The 20,281-nt window shown below is 63.2% G+C and carries 20 protein-coding genes; 11 read left to right on the top strand and 9 right to left on the bottom strand.

Translation table 11 applies throughout. The features are described from left to right. Nucleotides 1-171 precede the first annotated feature (171 nt). The 7 genes from IC757_RS08770 to IC757_RS08740 all read left to right on the top strand — a co-directional run bounded on the left by IC757_RS08770 (nucleotide 172) and on the right by IC757_RS08740 (nucleotide 5,857). The gene (locus tag IC757_RS08770; RefSeq protein WP_190973941.1) at nucleotides 172-1,548 is read left to right on the top strand and encodes a class II fumarate hydratase; all 1,377 of its coding nucleotides are present in this window, start codon (nucleotides 172-174) and stop codon (nucleotides 1,546-1,548) included. Between the two features lies 1 nt (nucleotide 1,549). Further along, nucleotides 1,550-2,023, top strand: a complete 474-nt coding sequence (gene greB / locus IC757_RS08765; protein ID WP_223846072.1) for a transcription elongation factor GreB — start codon at nucleotides 1,550-1,552, stop codon at nucleotides 2,021-2,023. Between the two features lie 283 nt (nucleotides 2,024-2,306). Further along, nucleotides 2,307-2,777, top strand: coding sequence for an Hsp20 family protein (locus IC757_RS08760; protein WP_190973939.1), 471 nt, complete (start codon nucleotides 2,307-2,309; stop codon nucleotides 2,775-2,777). A gap of 144 nt (nucleotides 2,778-2,921) precedes the next feature. Then, on the top strand, nucleotides 2,922-3,677 hold the full coding sequence (locus IC757_RS08755; RefSeq protein WP_190973938.1) for a lysophospholipid acyltransferase family protein: 756 nt from the start codon (nucleotides 2,922-2,924) through the stop codon (nucleotides 3,675-3,677). Further along, nucleotides 3,678-4,379, top strand: coding sequence for a rhomboid family intramembrane serine protease (locus IC757_RS08750; RefSeq protein ID WP_190973937.1), 702 nt, complete (start codon nucleotides 3,678-3,680; stop codon nucleotides 4,377-4,379). An 18-nt stretch (nucleotides 4,380-4,397) separates the two neighbouring features. Beyond that, entirely contained in the window at nucleotides 4,398-4,991 is a 594-nt protein-coding gene (locus IC757_RS08745; RefSeq protein WP_190973936.1) for an SRPBCC family protein, read from the top strand. Beyond that, nucleotides 4,988-5,857, top strand: a complete 870-nt coding sequence (locus IC757_RS08740; RefSeq protein WP_190973935.1) for a Rossmann-like and DUF2520 domain-containing protein — start codon at nucleotides 4,988-4,990, stop codon at nucleotides 5,855-5,857. Before IC757_RS08745 ends, IC757_RS08740 begins: the two co-directional genes overlap by 4 nt. Here the strand turns inward: IC757_RS08740 and aat are convergent. From aat to trxB, 3 genes are read right to left on the bottom strand one after another with little or no spacing between them, the layout of a single operon-like run. Beyond that, nucleotides 5,838-6,566 (bottom strand): leucyl/phenylalanyl-tRNA--protein transferase, encoded by a 729-nt coding sequence (gene aat / locus IC757_RS08735; RefSeq protein WP_190973934.1) that lies wholly within the window; start codon nucleotides 6,564-6,566, stop codon nucleotides 5,838-5,840. The two genes, IC757_RS08740 and aat, sit on opposite strands and share 20 nt — an antisense overlap. Beyond that, nucleotides 6,563-7,702, bottom strand: coding sequence for a GNAT family N-acetyltransferase (locus IC757_RS08730; protein WP_190973933.1), 1,140 nt, complete (start codon nucleotides 7,700-7,702; stop codon nucleotides 6,563-6,565). The genes aat and IC757_RS08730 overlap by 4 nt, the downstream gene beginning before the upstream one ends. Next, nucleotides 7,683-8,639 (bottom strand): thioredoxin-disulfide reductase, encoded by a 957-nt coding sequence (trxB, locus tag IC757_RS08725; protein WP_190973932.1) that lies wholly within the window; start codon nucleotides 8,637-8,639, stop codon nucleotides 7,683-7,685. The genes IC757_RS08730 and trxB overlap by 20 nt, the downstream gene beginning before the upstream one ends. A 263-nt stretch (nucleotides 8,640-8,902) precedes the next feature. Between trxB and ald the strand changes: the two genes are divergently transcribed. The 3 genes from ald (at nucleotide 8,903) to lolA (ending at nucleotide 12,991) form a co-directional block, all read left to right on the top strand. Further along, the gene (gene ald / locus IC757_RS08720; RefSeq protein ID WP_190973931.1) at nucleotides 8,903-9,958 is read left to right on the top strand and encodes an alanine dehydrogenase; all 1,056 of its coding nucleotides are present in this window, start codon (nucleotides 8,903-8,905) and stop codon (nucleotides 9,956-9,958) included. 46 nt (nucleotides 9,959-10,004) lie between these two features. Beyond that, nucleotides 10,005-12,302, top strand: coding sequence for a DNA translocase FtsK (locus IC757_RS16720; RefSeq protein ID WP_317976320.1), 2,298 nt, complete (start codon nucleotides 10,005-10,007; stop codon nucleotides 12,300-12,302). 86 nt (nucleotides 12,303-12,388) lie between these two features. Further along, entirely contained in the window at nucleotides 12,389-12,991 is a 603-nt protein-coding gene (gene lolA, locus IC757_RS08710; RefSeq protein WP_190973930.1) for an outer membrane lipoprotein chaperone LolA, read from the top strand. Between the two features lie 21 nt (nucleotides 12,992-13,012). Here the strand turns inward: lolA and IC757_RS08705 are convergent, their stop codons facing one another. The 5 genes from IC757_RS08705 to gluQRS all read right to left on the bottom strand — a co-directional run bounded on the left by IC757_RS08705 (nucleotide 13,013) and on the right by gluQRS (nucleotide 17,088). Then, a complete protein-coding gene (locus IC757_RS08705) occupies nucleotides 13,013-13,516 on the bottom strand; it encodes a DUF4124 domain-containing protein (protein WP_190973929.1) in 504 nt (167 codons plus the stop codon). A 20-nt stretch (nucleotides 13,517-13,536) separates the two neighbouring features. Beyond that, a complete protein-coding gene (locus IC757_RS08700) occupies nucleotides 13,537-13,788 on the bottom strand; it encodes an exodeoxyribonuclease VII small subunit (RefSeq protein ID WP_190973928.1) in 252 nt (83 codons plus the stop codon). A gap of 19 nt (nucleotides 13,789-13,807) precedes the next feature. Further along, nucleotides 13,808-15,088 (bottom strand): tRNA lysidine(34) synthetase TilS, encoded by a 1,281-nt coding sequence (gene tilS, locus IC757_RS08695; protein WP_190973927.1) that lies wholly within the window; start codon nucleotides 15,086-15,088, stop codon nucleotides 13,808-13,810. Nucleotides 15,089-15,102: 14 nt separating this feature from the next. After that, nucleotides 15,103-16,062 (bottom strand): acetyl-CoA carboxylase carboxyltransferase subunit alpha, encoded by a 960-nt coding sequence (locus tag IC757_RS08690; RefSeq protein WP_190973926.1) that lies wholly within the window; start codon nucleotides 16,060-16,062, stop codon nucleotides 15,103-15,105. Nucleotides 16,063-16,164: 102 nt separating this feature from the next. Beyond that, nucleotides 16,165-17,088, bottom strand: a complete 924-nt coding sequence (gene gluQRS / locus IC757_RS08685; protein ID WP_223846071.1) for a tRNA glutamyl-Q(34) synthetase GluQRS — start codon at nucleotides 17,086-17,088, stop codon at nucleotides 16,165-16,167. 113 nt (nucleotides 17,089-17,201) lie between these two features. Here gluQRS and htpX point away from each other — a divergent pair, with 113 nt between their 5' ends. Continuing rightward, nucleotides 17,202-18,080, top strand: coding sequence for a protease HtpX (gene htpX / locus IC757_RS08680; protein WP_190973925.1), 879 nt, complete (start codon nucleotides 17,202-17,204; stop codon nucleotides 18,078-18,080). 27 nt (nucleotides 18,081-18,107) lie between these two features. On the opposite strand, the gene IC757_RS08675 is transcribed toward htpX, so the two are convergent. Next, complete coding sequence (locus IC757_RS08675; protein WP_190973924.1) at nucleotides 18,108-20,168, bottom strand: EAL domain-containing protein; 2,061 nt, start codon at nucleotides 20,166-20,168, stop codon at nucleotides 18,108-18,110. Nucleotides 20,169-20,281: the final 113 nt, after the last annotated feature.

Below are 20,281 nucleotides of genomic sequence, written 5' to 3'. Positions count from 1 at the left end.
ACTTGGCGGTTCACTGATATCCGGGCGGTCAGAGATCCGATTGAAATAAATGGCCTGGAATCCGATAATTGCAGGGATTTAACTGCTGCCCGCGATCCAGGAGGTCGGGAACCTCCTGCCGGGGACCCCACATTGCCAGAATCCAGAACCAGGACCAGGACCAATTCAATCATGAGTGAGTATCGAACAGAACGTGACAGCATGGGCGAGCTCAAAGTGCCCGCCGATGCACTCTGGGGGGCTCAGACCCAGCGTGCCGTGAACAACTTTCCCATCAGCGGCCAGCCCATGCCGGCGCCCTTCATCCGCGCGCTGGGCCTGATCAAGGCAGCCTGCGCCCAGGCCAACCGTGACCTGCAGCTGCTCGATGATGCGCGGGCCGATGCCATCGCAGAGGCGGCCGGCAAGGTGGCTGACAATCGTTACGACGAGCATTTCCCGGTCGATATCTACCAGACCGGTTCGGGTACCAGCTCGAACATGAACAGCAACGAGGTCATCGCCCGCCTGGCCGACTCGAAAGGGCAGCTCGGTGTTCACCCCAATGATCACGTCAACATGAGCCAGAGCTCCAACGATGTGATTCCGACCGCCATCCAGGTCAGTGCCTGCCTGCAGGCCTCCGAGCACCTCCTGCCGGCACTCAAGCACCTGCATTCGGTTCTGGAAAAGCGTGCCGGTGAGCTCTCGGGTGTGGCCAAGACCGGCCGCACGCACTTGATGGATGCCATGCCGGTGACGCTGGGCCAGGAGCTTCAGACCTGGGCGGCCCAGATTCGCAGCGCCTATCGGCGAATCCAGGATGCACTCGACCGCATGCGTCGGCTGCCCCAGGGTGGCACCGCCGTGGGCACGGGCATCAATGCGCATGCCGAGTTCGGCGAGCGGGTCGCCGATCATCTGGCCCGCACCACGGGCTTCGAGTTCGTGTCGGCCGACAACAAGTTCGAAGGCATTGCCAGCCAGGATGTTGCCGTCGAGCTTTCCGGACAGCTCAAGGGGCTGGCGGTGGCCTTGATGAAGATCGCCAACGACCTGCGCTGGATGAACTCCGGGCCGTTGGCCGGGCTGGGCGAGATCGAGCTCGAAGCCCTGCAGCCGGGCAGTTCGATCATGCCGGGCAAGGTCAACCCGGTCATTCCCGAAGCCGTCTGCATGGTCGCTGCCCGGGTGATGGGTAATGACGGCACGATTACCGTTGCCGGTCAGTCCGGCAATTTCCAGCTCAATGTCATGTTGCCGGTGGTGGGTGCCACCCTGCTGGAAAGCCTGGAGATCCTGGGTAACGCGTCCCGCCTGCTGGCCGATCGGGCCATTGCGACGTTCAATGTGCGCGAGGATCGACTGGGCGAGGCACTGTGTCGCAATCCCATCCTGGTGACCGCGCTCAACCGCGTGATCGGCTATGAAAAAGGCGCCGCGGCGGCCAAGCAGGCCTATGCCGAGGGACGCCCGATCATCGACGTGGCTGCCGAGTTGACCGACCTGTCGCGCGAGGAGCTGGAAAAGCTGCTCGATCCGCTCAAGCTGACCGAAGGTGGTCTGTGACTTGCGTTCACCGTATATCACGGCAGCCGGTCACCGCCGGCTGCAGGATGAACTCAAGCAGCGCTGGAAGCTTCGCCGCGAGGTGACCGTGGCACTGGCCGCGGCCGCCGCCGAAGGTGATCGCTCGGAGAACGCCGAGTACATTTATCGCAAGAAGCAGTTGCGCGAGATCGATCGGCGTATCCGCTACCTGCAGAAACGCCTCGACGAAGTCCAGCCGGTGGCAGCACGCACCGACAACCCGGGCAAAGTCTTCTTCGGTGCCACCGTCACCCTGGAAGAGGAAGACAACAGCAAGGTGACTTATCGAATCGTCGGTGCCGACGAAACCGATGCCGATGCCGGCTGGATCTCGGTGGATTCACCCGTAGCCCGGGCCCTGCTGGGCAAGGCGATCGACGACGAGGCCGTGGTGCGTACGCCTTCGGGGGAGCGTGCGCTGACGGTGATCGCGGTGGAGTATGGGGACGGGTAGAGGGGGAGGAGGGTAGAGGGGGATGAAGAGTAGAGGGGAAGAGGGAAGACGGGCCAGGAGCTCGGTGCTTTTACCCTCTCTTCCTCTACCCCTCTCTCCCTCTCTCCCTCTTCCCATCCACCCCTCTGGCCATCACCAACCCCAGCCCCTTGAAATTCCCCAGCACGTCCCTACCTCTATCACCGAGGTCGCCGGAAACGGGACCTCGAATCAACGCCCGGCCTCCACGCAGGCGGGCACATCCTGAAAATTCGACCGATTGCTTCAAAAGGAGGATACGGTTATGAATACGTTTGATCTCTCTCCCCTGTATCGGACGGCGATTGGCTTTGATCGCCTGGCTGACATGCTGACTAACGCCTCGCGCGTGGACAGCAACGGCTATCCGCCCTATAACGTCGAGTCGCTCGGTGAGGATCGCTACCGCATTACCATGGCGGTGGCCGGCTTTAGCGAGGACGAGATTGAAATCACCAGCGAGCAGAACACGCTGACCATCTCGGGCAGCAAGCACGAGGAGCGCGATGACAACGAGGATCGCGAGTTTCTGTATCGCGGCATCGCCACGCGTTCGTTCGAGCGCCGTTTCCAGCTTGCCGACCACGTCAAGGTGGATGGCGCCAGCCTGGAGAACGGCCTGCTGCATATCGACATGGTGCGTGAACTGCCCGAACAGATGAAGCCGCGCAAGATCGAGATCGGTTCGGGACGTCTGCTGGAAGGTGAGCGCAAGGGCAAGGTCAAAGCGGCCTGACTCGCGCAATCGCCGATACCGCAATACCGGGGGGCGTCTCATGACGCCCCCTTTTTCGTCGTTGCTTCGTGTCGGTCCGGGAGGCTGGGGCCACCTTCCCTCCAGGGCACCGGCTGCGGCGGGATTTGTGTAGGATAGCGATCCATGACTTCCGCTCCCGCATCGTTTCTCTCGCGTCTCTATCCCATCTGGATGTGGCTGGTATACGTACCACTGGCCGCATTGACGACACTGGTCAGTGCCGTACTTGCCGTACCGCTGGCGCTGCTGGTTTCACCCCGGCTGGCCAATCGCTGCATTGCCGCCAACTGGGGTCGAATGCTGGCCTGGCTGGTCCCGGTCAGGGTCTCGGTGGAAGGACTGGATGGGGTCGATCCGTCCCGCTCCTATGTCGTGGTGGCCAATCACCAGAGTCAGTTCGATATTCCGGTGGTCTACGGATTCAGCGGGCTGGATCTGCGCTGGGTGGCCAAGGCCGAGGTCGGAAGGATTCCCTTCGTGGCCGCCGGTTGTCGCGCCATCGGACATGTCTTCATCAACCGTTCCGATCCTGACCAGGCGCGCACCGCCATCAATCGTGCCGTTGAGCGGCTGAAACCAGGCACGGGACTGATGTTCTTTCCCGAGGGCACTCGCAGTCGCAGCGGGGAACTGATGCGATTCAAGAAGGGCGCGTTCCGGGTGGCGATCGACCAGCAGTTGCCCCTGCTGCCGGTGTCGGTGATCGGCAGCCGCGATATTCTGCCGGCCGACAGCCTGAGACTGCGGCCGGGCCGAGTGCGCCTGCGCTTTCACGCACCCATCGACACCACCGGGATGTCGGCTGCAGATGTCGGTGACCTCCGTCGACAAGCCCATGAGATCATTGCCGAAGGCCTGAGAACGGGACACGAGGCATAGATGGATCTGCGTACCCCCGATCCGGAATTCACGGCGTCGCATCGGGCCCGTAGCAATTTTCGCCTGGCCATAAGGTTGACGCTGGTCTTCGTGACCGTGGTCTGGCTGGTCTATGCGATCGACCGCCTGCTGGGCCTGGAGCTGGCCAGGTTCGGACTGCGACCACGCGAGGCCGACGGTCTGCTCGGGCTCGTGACCACGCCCCTGCTGCATGGCAGTCTGACTCATATCGCGTCCAACAGCCTGCCCCTGTTTGTCGGCGGCGTGGCCATGCTGTTTCTCTATCCCAATTCAGCCTTGCGGGCCTTGCCGGCCATCTACATCGGTTCGGCGGCCCTGGCCTGGATCTTTGCCCGGCCCAGCATCCATATTGGTGCCAGCGGGCTGGTATACGGCATTCTGGCCTTCGTGTTCGTCTCGGGTATCCTGAGACGTGACCTGCGCTCGGTGGGTGTGTCGCTGATGATCTGGTTTTTCTACGGCTCGATGGTCTGGGGTGTATTGCCCACTCAGCCGGGCACCAGCTGGGAGTTGCACGCCAGTGGCATGGCGATTGGCGTGATCATGGCCGTGCTGTATCGCCGCTGGGATCTGCCGCCCCTGAAGCGATATGACTGGGAAGATGAAGAGGATGAGGACAATGAGTTTGAATGGGAGCAGGACCACGACCACGATGCCTGGAAGCATGACCGCCATCATTGATCGGGAAGGGGGCTGACCGTGCTCAGACGTCTGCTGGTCATACTTCTGGCCGTGGTGATTGTCCTGGTGATCGTCGGTTTCATGTTGCCACGCACGGTTGCCGTCGAGCGCGATCGGGTGTTCGATCATCCGCGCGAAAATCTGTTCGCGGTACTCTCGGACCTGCGTCACTTCACGCAGTGGAGCCCCTGGCTGGCCGACGAGGCGCCGGATTCGTTTCGGCTGGAGGGCAGGCCGTCGGGAATCGGCAGCACCCTGGTATGGCGGGAAGAGGCCGATGTCGGGGCCAGCCGAATGTGGATTACATCCATCGATCCCTTGCAGCGAATTGACTATGCGCTCGAGTTCGGCGACCGACAGGCTCGGGGCTGGTTCGTGATCGAGGACGATGTGGACGGATACCGGGTGCGCTGGGGCATGGGAATCCAGTCTGGAACCTTCGACCTGGTGGGACGTTACCTGGGACTGCTGCTGCCGGGGATGATCGGACGGTCCTATGAAGAGGGGCTGGATGATCTGGCCGATTACCTGGATGCCGCCGGGGGGGACGTGCCGGCCCTGCCGGAATCGCTGGTTACCGATTTTCTCGAAGCGGAGGGTTTCCCGGAGTGACCCGGGCGCGCCTGCATGTGCTGGGCTGTGGACGCACGGCCCGTGTGCTTGCACATCTCATGCATCAGGGCGGGCTGGTTGATATTGGCTGCGTGGTCAACCGTTCGCTGGAAAGCGCGCAGGAGGCCGTGACCTTTATCGGCGCCGGCCGGGCCGCTGAGCAGCTTCCACCAGACATCAGCAGCGACTGGCTGCTGTTGGGGCTGCCCGACGGCGTTATTGAACAAACCGCCGAGCGTGCTGCCAGCAAGCTGACCGGACAGCCGGAGCTGGTTTTTCACCTGTCCGGATCGGTCTCTTCCAGTGCCCTGGTCTCGCTGGGCGGTAAACACGCCGCGGTCCATCCCCTGCGGGCATTTGCCAACCCCGAGCATGCCGTCGCGCACTTCGACAACACCTGGTGCCTGGGGGAGGGGGATGCCGGGGCGCTGAAAAGTCTCGGCCCGGTGTTCGAGAAATGCGGGGCCCGCTTTTCGACCTTTGCGCCGGCCAACAAGGCCGCCTGGCATGCGGCCACCGTGGCCGCCAGCAACTTTCTGGTCGTGATCAATGGCCTGGCCCGGGAGCTGGCCGTTGCCGCCGGCGTGGACGAGGAAGATGCGAAAAACATGCTGGCCGACTTGCAGTTCGGCACGCTGACTGCCCTGGCCGACCGGCCCGCCGCCACTGCGTTGACCGGACCCTATGAGCGCGGCGATTCTGAGGCCATCGAACGGCTGCACGAGGCCGTGGCCCATGTGCTGGACAAGCCGCAGGCCGATCTCTACAACGCCTTGGCCCGGGGCGCGGTGCGGCTGGCCCGAATCAAGCGCGGGCCCGTCGAGGGCGACGAGACGGTGATCAGTCTCACCAGTCGATCAGGTTGACTCCTTCCAGGTCCGGGTCCCAGGCATCGTCTGCCGACTCCTGCTCCACCCCGATGGCCACGACCTCGCGAAAATGCTCGCCGGCGAGCAGGCGAACCCCCAGCCGTTCCAGGTGCGGATTCCATAACTGGCAGTCGGCCAGCAGGTAGTCCCAATGTTCCAGTGCCCGCATCAGTACGGCCAGGGCAATCTTTGATGCATCACGTCGACGGTGAAACTTCGATTCCGCGAAAAATATCCGGCCGATCGCCACGCCGTAGAGCCCGCCTGCCAGTTCATCATCCATGAAGACCTCGATGCTGTGGGCATGGCCGAAGCGATGCAGGCGGCGGTAGGCGCCTTCCATTTGCGGCGTGATCCAGGTGCCGCTCTGGCCCGACCGGGTCTGGGCGCAGGCACGGATGACTTCGTCGAAATCGGTGTCGGCTTGCGCCCGGAAGCGGCCCTGGCGCAGGGTCCGGCGCAGCCGCCGGGGCAGGTGCATATGGCCGGGAAAAAGGACCGCCCGCGGTTCCGGGGACCACCACAATATGGGCGAATCCAGTTCATACCAGGGAAAAATTCCCTGCCGGTAGGCATTCAGCAGTCGGGTAGGGTGCAGGTCGCCGCCCCAGGCGAGCAGTCCCTCGGGATGCATGCAGGCGGCCGGGTCGGGGAACGGGCTGTCGGGTGCGCTGCCAAGTTCTGGAATGGGAATGGGGGAGGTCATCGTGTGAAGGGGTCAAGCGTGTCCAGGTGCTGGCGGTACCGGCCCAGGGCTTCTTTCTCGTGCACCAGCCAGTTGGCAATGGCCCGGCGCAGGCCGGGATGTCGAATATAGTGAAATGAACGGGTCCGGGTGGGCAGAAAACCGCGTCGGATCTTGTGTTCGCCCTGGGCGCCGGGTTCGAACCACTTCAGGCCGTTGTGAATGCAGTAGTCGATGCCCTGGTAATAGCAGGCTTCGAAGTGCACGTCCCGGCTATCCACCAGGCTGCCCCAGTAGCGTCCGTAGAGTCGCTGAGCATCGCGCCAGAAAATGGCGGCAGCCAGCGGCTCGTCGTGCTGCGAGGCCACGCAGAGCAGGAAGTCCCGGCCAAAGCGTCGTGCGCACAGTTCGAAGAAGTGACGATTCAGGGAGGGCAGGTTGCCATACAGGGCAAAAGTTGACTGGTAGCAGCGGTCGGCCAGATCGATATCGGCATCCGTCAATGCCTCGCCGGTTTTCCACTCGAACTGCCAGCCCTGCTGTTTGACCCGTCGGCGTTCGGCCCGGATGTTCTTGCGCGGCTTGTGTCGCAGGCGCGAAAGAAAGTCGTCGAAATCCCGGTAGCCCGGGTTGGTCCAGTGAAACTGCCAGTCGTGACGCTCCAGCCAGCCGGCCTCGCGCAGAACCGCGGCGTCTGAATCGCTGCAGAAGTTGATGCCGGCCGATGACAGGCTGCGCTCGTGTACCCGGGCTTCCAGGTCGCGGACCAGCTCGAGCGCAGCGGCCGGATGCTGCTCGCTGCCCAGCAGACGGGGCCCGGTCACCGGGCTGAAGGGAGCGGCCACCAGCAGTTTCGGATACCAGCGCAGGCCGGCGGCCTGCGCACCATGGGCCCAGGCCCAATCGAAAACGAACTCGCCATGCGAGTGCGATTTGATGAATGCCGGTGCTGCTGCCCGAGGCGCGGCAGCGTCTCCAACCAGGGAAATGCAGGTGTTCCAGCCATTGCCCCCGATGCAGCCGGCCTGTTCCAGGCTGGCCAGAAAGCGCCAGTCGACAAACGGCCCGGTCTCCCGGGCCAGGGCATTCCACTTCGCTTCGGGCAGCTGCGCGAAGCGATCCAGTGGGCAGGCGGAATCAGCTGCCGAGGTCGTCAAGGAACTTTTCTGCATCGAGCGCGGCCATGCACCCGAATCCGGCCGAGGTCACTGCCTGTCGATAGACGTGATCGGCCACGTCACCGGCAGCGAATACACCCGGCACGCTGGTTGCCGTGGCCATGCCGTCCTGTCCGGAGCGGATATGGATGTAGCCGTCGGTCATGTCGAGCTGGCCCTTGAAAATGCCTGTGTTGGGATCATGGCCGATGGCAATGAACACGGCGTCGAGATCGAACGACTGCGTGTCGCCGGTGTTGACATGCCGGATACGCATGCCGGTCACGCCGTCATCGTCGCCCAGCACCTCGTCGAGCACATGGTCCCACTGGATCTCCACCTTGCCTTCGGCCTCGCGCTGAAAGAGCCGCTCCTGCAGAATCTTTTCGGCGCGCAAGGCGTCGCGGCGATGCACCAGCGTTACCTTGCTGGCGATATTGGACAGATAGAGTGCTTCCTCGACCGCCGTGTTGCCGCCGCCAATCACGGAAACCGGCTTGTCACGATAGAAAAAACCGTCGCAGGTGGCACAGGCCGATACGCCGCGGCCCTTGAACGCTTCCTCGGATTCCAGCCCGAGATAGCGGGCCGAGGCGCCCGTGGCGATGATCAGGGAATCGCAGGTGTAGACGCCGCTGTCGCCTTCAAGCCGGAAGGGGCGGGTGTCCAGGTCGGTGGTGTGTATGTGGTCGAGGATGATTCGGGTATCGAAGGCCTCGGCATGCTGGCCCATGCGCTGCATCAGGGCCGGCCCCTGGAGGTCGGGATAGTCGCCCGGCCAGTTTTCGACATCGGTGGTCGTCATCAGCTGTCCACCCTGTTCCAGGCCGGTGATGACCGCCGGCTCGAGATTGGCGCGGGCGGCATAGATCGCGGCGGTGTAGCCGGCGGGACCGGATCCCAGGATCAGAAGGCGAAAATGTTTCGGGTCTGACATGTATAATTTTCTCCGGAATTTGAGGGTGTCTGGTCAGGCGGGTAGTGTACCCGGCGATCCGGGTTCCCGGGCCGCAAACCCGACTAGCTTGGGTCGTCCGGTCCGCTTTCAAGCATGCCGGTGGATGAACGGTGCTTTCCAGGCATCAGTCATCGCCGGCATTCATTCATGGTGCGGCAGGAGGAGCAGTCCCGCCGCTTTGACGCCCGGGCACCGTGTCCGGGACCACTTTATTTGGCAGTTTTCCAAGGAGACTCAAGAAAATGCGCATCGGAATCCCCCGTGAGATCAAGACCCTGGAAGGGCGTGTTGCCCTGGTTCCGGCAGCCTGTGGTGATCTGGTCCGGGCCGGACACGAGGTGTTCATCGAATCGGGTGCCGGCCTCAAGAGCGGTTTTACCGAGGAGGACTTCGAGGCCGTGGGTGTGGGCATCCTGCCCGATGCCGCCGCGTTGTACGGCAAGGCTGAACTGGTGGTGAAGGTCAAGGAGCCGATCGAGGGGGACCTGGATCACCTGCGCTCCGACCACCTGCTGTTCTGCTACCTGCACCTGGCTGCCGAACCGAAACTGACCGAGCGGCTGATCGATATCGGTCTGACCGGCGTGGCGTTCGAAACTGTTGAAGAAGCCGATGGCTCGCTGCCGCTGCTGGCGCCGATGAGCAACATCGCCGGACGCATCGGCGTGCAGGTGGCCACGCATCTGCTGCATCAGCCGCAGGGCGGCCGTGGCATTCTGCTGGGCGGCCTGCCGTCGGCCGACCGCGGCCATGTGGTGGTGCTTGGTGCCGGTGCGGCGGGTGGTAATTCCGCTCGGCTGGCCGCCGCATCCGGTGCGCGGGTGACGGTGTTCGACAAGCGCCAGGACCGATTGGCGGAAATGATGGCAATCGGCTCCAATGTCACCGCGCTCTATCCCTACATTGAAACCGTTGGCGAGTATGTTTCGCGGGCCGACATGGTCATCGGGGCCGTGCTGGTCACCGGTGCGCGGGCACCGCACGTGGTCACGCGCGAGATGATCAGCTCGATGAACGAAGGCAGCGTTGTGGTTGATATTTCTGTCGACCAGGGCGGCTGCGTGGAATCCACCCGTCCCACGACCTACAAGGATCCGACATACCAGGTCGATGGCGTGACCCACTTCTGTGTCACTAACATGCCCGGTGCCGTGCCACGCACTTCCAGCCAGGCGCTTTCGGCGGCTATCCTGCCTTATGTTCAGCAGATGGCGCGGCCCGACTGGGAGCAGCGCCAGGCACTGGCCAGGGGTGTGAACGTGCGTTCCGGCGAGCTGGTGCACCCGGCATTGAAATAAGTATAATCAGTTATTTATATAAGAAACCTGACAGGATATCTACGGAGTGAGCAAGCGCGGCAAGCAGGTCGACAAGAGCAGTGAAGCCGGGCAGGCCATGAAGCAGCGCCTGGCCGAGGCGCTGTTTCTGGTGATCCTGGTGGTGGCCGTCTACCTGCTGCTGACCCTGCTCAGTCACCATCCCGATGATCCCGGCTGGTCACGGGAGACGGCCGGCTCCGAAGTCAGCAACCTGGGGGGGCGCTTTGGTGCCTGGCTGTCGGACCTGTTCCTGTTCCTGTTCGGCTACATGGCCTATGTGGCGCCGGTCCTGGTCGGGATGGCCGGTGTCCGTATTCTGCGTGAACGGACCGAGCCGGCCAGCATGCCCGAGTGGGGAATGCGTACCCTGGGCCTGCTGATGTCCATCGTGACCGGATGTCTGTTGCTGGCCATGCAGTCTCGGGGCAGCCTGACGCAGCCTGGCGGTGTGATCGGGGATGTGCTGACCGCGCCCATGATCAGCACCATGGGACTGACCGGTTCGGTACTGTTCAGTTTTACGCTGTTCCTGGCCGGTATCACGCTGTTTACCGGCCTGAGCTGGCTGCGGGTGGTCGATCACACCGGCCGTTTCATCCTGTTGTCCGGTGCCTGGCTGGCCGAAAAAATGGTGGCGGCACGCGACTGGATTGCCGGCCGACGCGCCCGGGCCGAGCGCGAGGAAGTGCGCAAGCGCGATCAGGACCGGCGCAAGACTCGCACGGAAGTGCGTATCGAGCCGCGCGTCGAGCCTGAACCGCCCAAACCGAAAAAGCGCGAGGCCAGGCAGCAGCCCCTGTTCAAGAACCTGTCCGAGGGTGAGCTGCCACCGCTGGATCTGCTCGATGCCCCGCCGCGTCAGCGGGCCGGATACTCCGAGGAAGCGCTCAAGGCCATGAGTCGGCAGGTCGAGTTGAAGCTGGCTGATTTCGGCGTCGAAGTCGAGGTGGTAGCCGTGCATCCGGGCCCGGTGATCACCCGTTTCGAGCTGCAACCGGCCCCGGGCGTGAAAGGTGCCCAGATCTCCAACCTGGCCAAGGACCTGGCCCGCGGGCTGAGCGTGATCTCGGTACGCGTGGTCGATGTCATTCCCGGCAAGAGCGTGATCGGTCTGGAAATCCCCAATCAGAACCGCGAGGTGGTCTACCTGCGCGAGATACTGGCCTCCGATGCCTATACGCGCGCCTCCTCGCCACTGACCCTGGGCTTGGGCAAGAGCATCGCCGGCAAACCGGTCGTCGCCGACGTCGCTCGCATGCCGCACTTGCTGGTTGCCGGCACCACCGGGTCGGGCAAGTCGGTGGCCATCAATGCCATGATCCTGAGCTTCCTGTACAAGGCCACGCCGGAGCAGGTGCGAATGATCATGGTCGATCCGAAGATGCTGGAGCTGTCGGTGTACGAGGGCATCCGGCATCTGCTCACGCCCGTCGTGACCGACATGAACGAGGCCGCCAATGCGCTGCGCTGGTGCGTGGCCGAGATGGAGCGGCGCTACCGACTGATGGCCTCACTGGGCGTGCGCAACCTGTCGGGCTACAACCGCAAGGTCAAGGAGGCCGCCGACAAGGGGCAGCCTCTGCCCGATCCGCTGGTTGATCCATCCCAGCTGGCCGAGGGCGAAGAACCGCCCACGTTGGAAAAACTGCCCTATATCGTGGTCGTGGTCGACGAGTTTGCCGACATGATGATGATCGTGGGCAAGAAGATCGAGCAGTTGATCGCGCGTCTGGCCCAGAAGGCGAGGGCATCGGGCATACACCTCATCCTGGCCACCCAGCGCCCGTCGGTGGATGTCATCACTGGTCTGATCAAGGCCAATATTCCTACCCGGATGGCCTTCCAGGTGTCTTCCCGTGTCGATTCCCGCACCATCCTCGATCAGCAGGGCGCCGAGCAGCTGCTTGGACATGGCGACATGCTCTACCTGCCGCCGGGCTCGGGATTGCCCGAGCGCATTCACGGCGCGTTTGTCGACGATCATGAAGTCCATGCCGTGGTTGAATCGCTCAAGCAACAGGGGCCGCCGGACTACCTGGAGGATGTCCTGGCCGACACCCAGACCACCGTTGACGGCCAGCAGATCGGCGTGACCGGCCTGCCCGAAAGCGGCGGTTCGGATTCAGAGGATGAACTCTACGACAAGGCCGTTGCCTATGTTCTGGAAAGCCGGCGGGCCTCGATTTCCAGCGTCCAGCGACACCTGAGAATCGGCTACAACAGGGCCGCGCGCCTGATCGAGGAAATGGAAGCGCAGGGCGTGGTCAGTCCGCCGGAGCACAACGGCCAGCGTGAAGTGCTGGCGCCCGCGCCGCCCAAGTAGCGCACGGTCCGGCTCAGCCGCCATTCAGCATGAAGCTGGCAGGCTGTTGCCGGACATCATGAATCATCTACCGGAGCCCCAAGCGAATGCACAGATCTCTGATTGCGCTGGCACTGATGACTGCCGCCACCCTGGGCTGGGCCGATGCCCGCGAACAACTCGAGCGCTTTGCCGAGAATCTTGAGACCCTGTCCGGTGAATTTGAGCAGGTCACCATTGACGACAGCGGGCGGGTCATTGAGGAAGTGGAAGGCCAACTGTACTTCAGTCGTCCCGATCGTTTCCGCTGGGACTACGAGTCGCCGTTTCCCCAGCAGATGGTGGCGGATGGCGAACAGCTCTGGCATTTCGATGAATCGCTGGACCAGGTCACGGTGCGTGACCAGCCCGATGCCGCCGAGTCGCCGCTACTGGTATTGACGCGCCCGGAGCTGCTGGATCGCTTCTATTCGATCGAGGATACAGGCGATGACCAGGTCATCCAGTTCCTGCCCCTGGCCGATGATGCCGACTTCGAGCGGGCACGCCTGCATTTTCGTGACGAAATGCCCGAACTGCTGGAGCTGCATGACCAGTTTGGTCAGATCACGCGCATCCGTCTTATCCGGCTTCAGCGCAATCCCGAGATTGATGCCGAGGTTTTTACGTTCGAGCCGCCGCCAGGCGTCGATGTGCTGGAAGGCTATTGAGTCGAGAGCGGCCCGTCTCGGTCAATCCCTTACGCGTGAACGACGTCCATCGCGCTGCGTGCCCGGAAACGGACCGCTGAGCGCGGAAAACGGTCGTGCCTGACGTTCGCGTATTTCGCGTTCGCCTGGCGCGTCGCGGCGGGCGGCACGGCGATCGCGTACAGGTCCGGGTCCTCGGCGGAGATGGCGTTCCGGCACATAGAGCACGCGGTTGGCTTCGCTCGTGCGCTGGCTGGGTTCGGCGGCGGCTTGCCTGCGCTGCTCCAGCCGGGCCTGTTGCAGGGCCAGGCGCTGCGCCTGCCGTGACTCGATGAATGCCCGGTTGCGCTCGGCCACCTGATCGAGGTCGCCGGCCGGGGCAATCACGCTGATGGTGCTGGTGGGCTGGTGGACTTCAACCTGATCGGCGCAGGGCTGGTCTGAGAAGACCACCTGGCTGTCCCGCTCGCAGCGGTAGATCTCGGCATTGGCCGCGCTGGCAATCAGCAGGGTCGATAGGGCAATCAGCACTCCGTGTCGGGTCATGGCTGCGCTCCCACTGGTCCCTAAGCGTCCTGTGCGGTGGCGCTGTCTTCACGGTCGGGGTCTGAAAGCGTTTCCACCGACTGACGGGCATCGTCGATGAGACGGTGGCACTGTTTGCTCAGGGTCACCCCGCGCTTGAAGCGCTCCAGGGAGTCGGCCAGGGACAGTTCGCCGGATTCCAGGGATTCAACGATTTCCTCCAGCTCGCCCAGTGCCGATTCGAAGTCGGCGGGTTGCGCTTCGGATTCCGCTTGCTTGTCTTCTTTCTTCATGCGCTCGATTCTAGCAGCCCTAAACCGATGCTGTCTCCCAGATCAGGCGGGCACGGGCCTGGTCCAGTGCCTCCCTGAGCGGGGTGCTCAGCCAGCGCTCACCCACGCCGGCCAGTTGATCTTCCAGCCAGATTCTCGGCCAGTGCGGGCGTTCCCAGGGAGGTACGCCCGCTTCGGCCAGCAGCTGGCCGACTTTGCGATGGTGAGACGAGCCATCGACCTTCAGGCGCTCGCCGGCCCGACCGGAACGGACTTCCAGGGGCAGGGGCGGGTCTGTCGCCCCGTCGATGCGCAGGCTTCCCAGCTTGCCGGGAAGTTGCAGGCGTTGCCCCTGCGTCCAGCGACATGACCAGGTTTCGGGCGGGTCGGGCAGGCGGCTCAACCACAGCCGCTTGCGCCAGGATCGGATATGACCGGCCGACCAGCTCAGCTGTGGCTGGCGGTCACCGGCCGCATCGCGCAACTGATCAACGAAGCGTTCGACGCGCCGCCCCGGGGGTGAATCCAGCCCTTCGTCATGGCACCACTGTCGAATCATCTCTCCGATCCTGAAGGCCGGCCAATTCCCGGTATCTTCGAGGCTGAGCGATAGGTCGGGCTGTTGCCGTGTGTCCAGATCCTCACGGGTCAGCACCGCCAGGGTCTCGGTAGCACCGGCACACAGTCGCCCCGTCCGTCGCAGGGCGCGCCGTGCGCCCGGCCAGTGCCGACAGATCTCGGGCAGGACCTGGTGACGAATGATGTTGCGATCGAATGCCGGGTCGTCATTGGCCGGGTCATGCAGGGGATCGAGATCGAGATGATCGAGATGCCGCTCGATGTCCTCCCGGGTCCAGTCCAGCAGTGGTCGTGCCAGCCAGCCGCCGGCAAAGCGCCGCAGGCGTGGAATGCCGCTCAGCCCAGCCGGTGAAGCCCCGCGCAGCAGGCGCAGCAGCACGGTTTCGGCCTGGTCGTCGGCATGGTGGGCGGTCAGCAGGATATCGCCCGTGTCCATGAACTCTTCCAAAGCACGGTAACGGGCCTGGCGGGCGCTGGCCTCGGGGCCCGGACCGGCGTGGTGCTGACCCGGCAGCACGACGCATTCGATGCCGGCCGCTTCGGCCATTGCGCGCGCCTGTTGTGCGCGCTTTCCGCTATCGGGATCAAGCCGGTGATCGACATGCACGCAGATCAGCCGACGATGGTTGAGTGTTTTCCGCAGGCAATGCAGCAGGCACAGGGAGTCAGGGCCGCCGCTGAATGCCAGTAACGCCCGGCCGTCGCCGGGCCAGTGCTTCGGATGAGGGTTGAGGTCCGGCATGGCCGGGCCTGCGATCACTGGTCTTCGAAAGCGCCGTAAGCCATCAGTCCCTGGTAGCGGCGTTCGAGCAGTTCGTCTACCGGATGGGCACTGAGCGCATCGAGTTGATCGACGATGGTTTCGCGCAAGCGCACAGCGACTTCGGGCGCCGAACGATGGGCGCCGCCCGGAGGTTCGGCGACGATCTCGTCAATCAGACCCTGTTTCTTGAGGCGGTGGGCCGTCAGCCCCATGGCCTCGGCCGCGGTCGGTGCCTTTTCGGCGCTCTTCCAGAGAATGGAAGCGCAGCCTTCCGGAGAAATGACCGAATAGATGCTGTACTGCAGCATGTTGGTGCGATCGCCGACTCCGATGGCCAGGGCGCCACCAGAACCCCCTTCGCCAATGACATTGCAGATGATCGGCACTTTCAGGCGTGCCATGACCGCAAGGTTGCGGGCAATGGCTTCGGACTGGCCGCGTTCCTCGGCACCCACGCCCGGGTAAGCGCCGGGGGTGTCGATGAACGTGACGATCGGCATGCGAAATCGTGCAGCCATCTCCATCAGCCGCTGAGCCTTGCGATAGCCTTCCGGCCGGGGCATGCCGAAGTTGCGATAGACCTTTTCCTTGGTGTCGCGTCCCTTCTGATGGCCGATCAGCATGATGCTGCGCCCGTCGATGACCGCCGGCCCGCCAACTATGGCATGGTCATCGGCATAGTGCCGGTCGCCATGCAGCTCTTCGAAGCGATCGCAGATCATGGGGATGTAATCGAGCGTATAAGGGCGCTGCGGATGACGCGCCAGCTGGGAGATCTGCCAGTCGCTGAGTTCGGCGAAGATCGTCTTCGTGCGCTCGGCACACTTATGTTCGAGGCGCTGGATCTCTTCGTCGATATTGAGCGAATTATCGCTGCTGACATTGCGCAGCTCGCGGATCTTGGCTTCCAGCTCGGCAATGGGCTGCTCGAAATCGAGATAGTTCGGGTTCATTGCAACAGTCGGATTTATGCGTGCCTGAGGACGCTCCAGTATACCGGCATCGCCAGCGGGCCGGCCATGATTATCGATCAACCCCAATACCGTGTGATGCGATCAGTGTCCGGGCTGAGTGCCGATGGCAACCGGGCCGCGTGGTATGCGCTCCGGATTCCAGTTCTCAAGCGCCCAGTCGAGCATGCCGGACAGTGTTTTCCTGACCGGCGACGGTTCGTGACCCAGCGCCCTCAGGGCCAGTCGCATAGCCTCGCCGTCAGGTCGGGTTTCAATCGGATCGTCACGCTCGGACTTGCTGAGCTTGCGGCCATGCTCATCCACGATCAGCGGCAGGTGCATCCAGTCCGGCGATTGCCACCCCAGTGCCTGGTAAACATGAACCTGCCGCGCTGTCGAACCGATCAGGTCGGCGCCCCGGACCACTTCGGTAACCCCGCTGGCATGATCGTCGACCACCACGGCCAGTTGATAGGCAATCAGGCCGTCGGCACGTCGAATGACAAAGTCCCCCGTTCGCTGTCCCGGATGTTCGCTGATGTCTCCCTGCACCCGATCATGGATCTCGATGGTCGATGCCCGGTCGGTGCGCATGCGGATGCTGCGGCCGGTGCGCCCGTCGGGAATGCCGTTGCGGCAGGTGCCGGGATAGATGCCATCGGCCGGCAGGTCGCGCCGACTGCAGCCGCAGGGGTAGGCCAGGCCTAACGCCAGGAGTCGCTCAAGTGCCATTGCATGCCGATCATGGAACTGACGCTGGTACTGCACCGGCCCGTCGGCTTTCAGACCGAACCGGGTCAGCGTGGCAATCTGCTGTTCGGCACTGCCTTGCACGACCCGGGGCGGATCGATGTCCTCGATTCTCAGCAACCAGCGGCCCTGCTGGTGCCTGGCCTGCAGCCAGCTGCCGACAGCAGCCACGAGCGAACCAAAGTGCAACGGCCCTGTCGGCGAAGGTGCAAAGCGGCCGATATAGGTTCGCATGTGCCGGTTGAGTTGATGGTCTGAAGCGCTTGTTTTCATCATCGACGGCCGCCATTTTATGGCCTGGAAGGATTCCTGTGCGGATCGGCTCAGGTCGCGCACTACTTGCAGGAATCCGTGGAACCGAAACCACTGGAAAAGGCAGACGGAAGACAATGCGAAGAATTGGACTGTTTCTGGCAACCAACCTGGCGGTACTGCTTGTGCTTGGCGTGGTCATGAATCTGCTTGAACCCTGGCTTGTGGCACAGGGTATTGCGCTCAACCATGCTTTTATTCTGCTGTTCTCACTGGTCTTCGGCATGGGCGGGGCGATGATCTCGCTGCTGATGTCGAAACGGCTGGCGCTGATGGGGACGGGGGCGAAGGTCATTGAGCAGCCGTCCAACCCGACCGAGCGCTGGCTGGTGGAAACGGTGGCCCGACAGGCGCGCGAGGCGGGGATCCCGACCCCGGAAGTGGCGATCTACGATGCACCTGATCCCAATGCTTTTGCCACGGGTGCTTCACGCAGCAACTCGCTGGTTGCGGTCAGTACCGGCTTGCTGCGCGGCATGCGCCAGAATGAAGTCGAGGCCGTGCTTGGCCACGAGGTCGCGCACGTGGCCAACGGTGACATGGTGACGATGGCGCTGCTGCAGGGGGTATTGAATACCTTCGTACTGCTGCTCTCCCGTGTGATTGGGCAGGTCATTGACCGGGCGGTGTTCAAGGGACGTGGCTATGGCCCCGGATACTTCCTGACCGTGATTGTTCTGCAGATCGTGCTGGGTGTGCTGGCCAGCATGATTACCATGGCGTTCTCCCGCTGGCGCGAGTTCCGCGCCGATGCTGGGGGTGCCCGGCTGGCCGGGCGAGGCAACATGATTGCGGCTCTGAAGCGACTCAAGCAGGCGCAGCAACCGGCGCATCTGCCCGAATCGGTCGAGGCGTTTGGCATTCGCGGCAGGGTCGGTGGCGGCATCAAGCGTCTGCTTATGAGTCATCCCCCGCTGGATGAGCGCATTCGCGCCCTGGAGCAGGGCGCAGTGTAGCCGCGCCCGTTCCCCGGTGTCGGGGGCTCAGGTCGTAGCAGCCTCGCGCACGAAGTCACCCTGGACCAGGGTGATGCCGAATTGCCACAGCGTGGCCAGGTCGCCGGTATGATCGATGCGCGGCGCGATGACACGAACATTGCGATCCTGTGCCTGCTTGGCCAGGATCGACAGCTGTTCACGCAGCTTTTCGTTGTTGCCCAGGTCGTGGACCACTGAAGGTGCCAGGCGCAGGAAGTCGACCTCGAGGTGTTGCAGAATGGGGTCGACCGACACACCGGCTTCGACATCGCACAGGGCTGAACGGCAACCTCGACCGCGGAACAGCTCAATGAAGGCCTGGGCCTGACGGAGCTTGTCTCGTATCTCCTGTTCGCGCAGCCCCCAGATGATGCGATTGGCATCGACCGGAAGCTCCTCGAGCAGGGTCTCGACCCTTGCCAACGCATCGGAATCCGTGATGGTGTCCAGGCTCAGGGGGATCAGCCAGCGTGCACTGTCATCGGGCTTGCGATCGGTTAGCAACTGCCGGAATCGCTCAAGCATGTCCAGGTCCAGCCTGGCGGCCATGCCGACACGGCTGGCAGCCGGCATGTAGGTGCCGGGCATGATGACTTCGTCGCTGTCTTCGGCGCGAAGTCTGGTTTCGATATCATTGATCAGGAAGTTGTCGTCTTCCATGCAGGTAATCGCCGAGCTGACCAGGCCGAACTCGTCGTGGTCGATGGCATGCCGCAGTCGTTCGGCCCAGATCGCATCGTCTTCGTCGCCTTCGCCCGACACCTTCGGGCGATATCGTGCAAAGCTGTTGCCGCCGGATCGAAGGGCTTCGGCCAGCGCCATCTCGGCCTGGTCAATCAGTGTGACCGGTTCCGGCACCTCGCTACCGGCAACGGCAAGACCCACGCTGCCTGAAACCGTCAGGCTGGTGTCGCGGACTTCCAGCAGCTTGCCATTGCAATCCTCGACGATGCGGGTGGCGAGTTTCTCGGCCTCCTCGCGACTCTTGCAGTCGGCCAGCAAGCCGAAGGTGTGATCGCGCAGCCGGGCGACCACCTGGTCCTTGCCGACGATGGACTGAAACAGTTTGGCCTGTTCGCTGATCAGGTTGTCGCTTGCGCCCACACCGACTTTTTCAGCCAGCTCGTCGAACTTGTCCAGCGAGAACAGCAGCACCGACAGGCCGCTGGGGTCGTTGCGTTCTGCCACCTGCGCCTTGAGCCTGTCCTGGAAGGACGCCGAGTTGAGCATGCCGGTGAGCATGTCCTGGGTCTTGAGTTTCTGCAGTTCGGCCTGGAGCTTGGGGTCGGCCTGTTCCAGCTCTTCGTGAACCAGCATCTGGGCACAGTACTCGCCACCGTAGCGGGCCGGGGAGAAGGCCACCGAGGCCTTGAATGTCGAGCCATCCTGGCGCTGGGCCTTGAGCAGCATGGCATCCTGGGGGATGTCGTCGCGCGACAGGGCCTTGAGCACCTTCTTCAGGTCCTGGCCGTCGCGCGATGCTGAGAACAGGTCGAGCATGGACAGGCCTTCCAGTTCTTCGAATTCGGCAAAACCGAACAGTTCGAGGTAGGCCGGGTTGGCATAGATGTGCAGGCCTTCGTGCAGATAGGCGATGGCCTCGCTGGAACTGTCGAGCAGCAGCGTGTAGCGTGCCTCGATATCTTCCAGGCTTCTGAGTGCCTGGCGGGCATCCAGACGCGCCTGCAGCGATTCTAGCTGGGAACGCGCCAGGCGCTTGAACTGGCGCATGTTGATGGCGCTCACGAATCCCTCGACCCCAAGAGTGGCCACGGCCTGTACGGCACGTGCATCCTCGCCGTCGACCACGGCCAAAATGGGCACAAAATGCTTCTGGTCGCGCGCCAGGCGCACCGTGGCGTCCAGCAGGCCGATGTCGGCGCTGTCGACATGGATGACGATCATGTCGACCGCTCCTTCCTCGAAAGTACGGGCCACCGCATTGGTGGTGTCGGCAAACAGGATGCGGGCGCCGCTGTCGCTCCCGAGCATCTGTTCCAGTTCCCGCGGTGCGCTGGGGTCGTCGGTGACCGTCAGTATGCGAATGTCGGCTGCTTGTCTGGCCATCAGTGATCTCGCTGGTTTTTCTGTCGGGTCACGTCATCGTTCCGCGAGGCGGCAGGAATCGTGACCATTATTCGGACCCGGTGCTGATGAGTGACCTCGTTGGCAATTCATGG

Origin of the sequence: Wenzhouxiangella sp. AB-CW3 (genome assembly GCF_014725735.1) — a bacterium.
Taxonomy (GTDB): domain Bacteria; phylum Pseudomonadota; class Gammaproteobacteria; order Xanthomonadales; family Wenzhouxiangellaceae; genus Wenzhouxiangella.
This window is presented reverse-complemented; position numbering and strand designations above follow the sequence as displayed.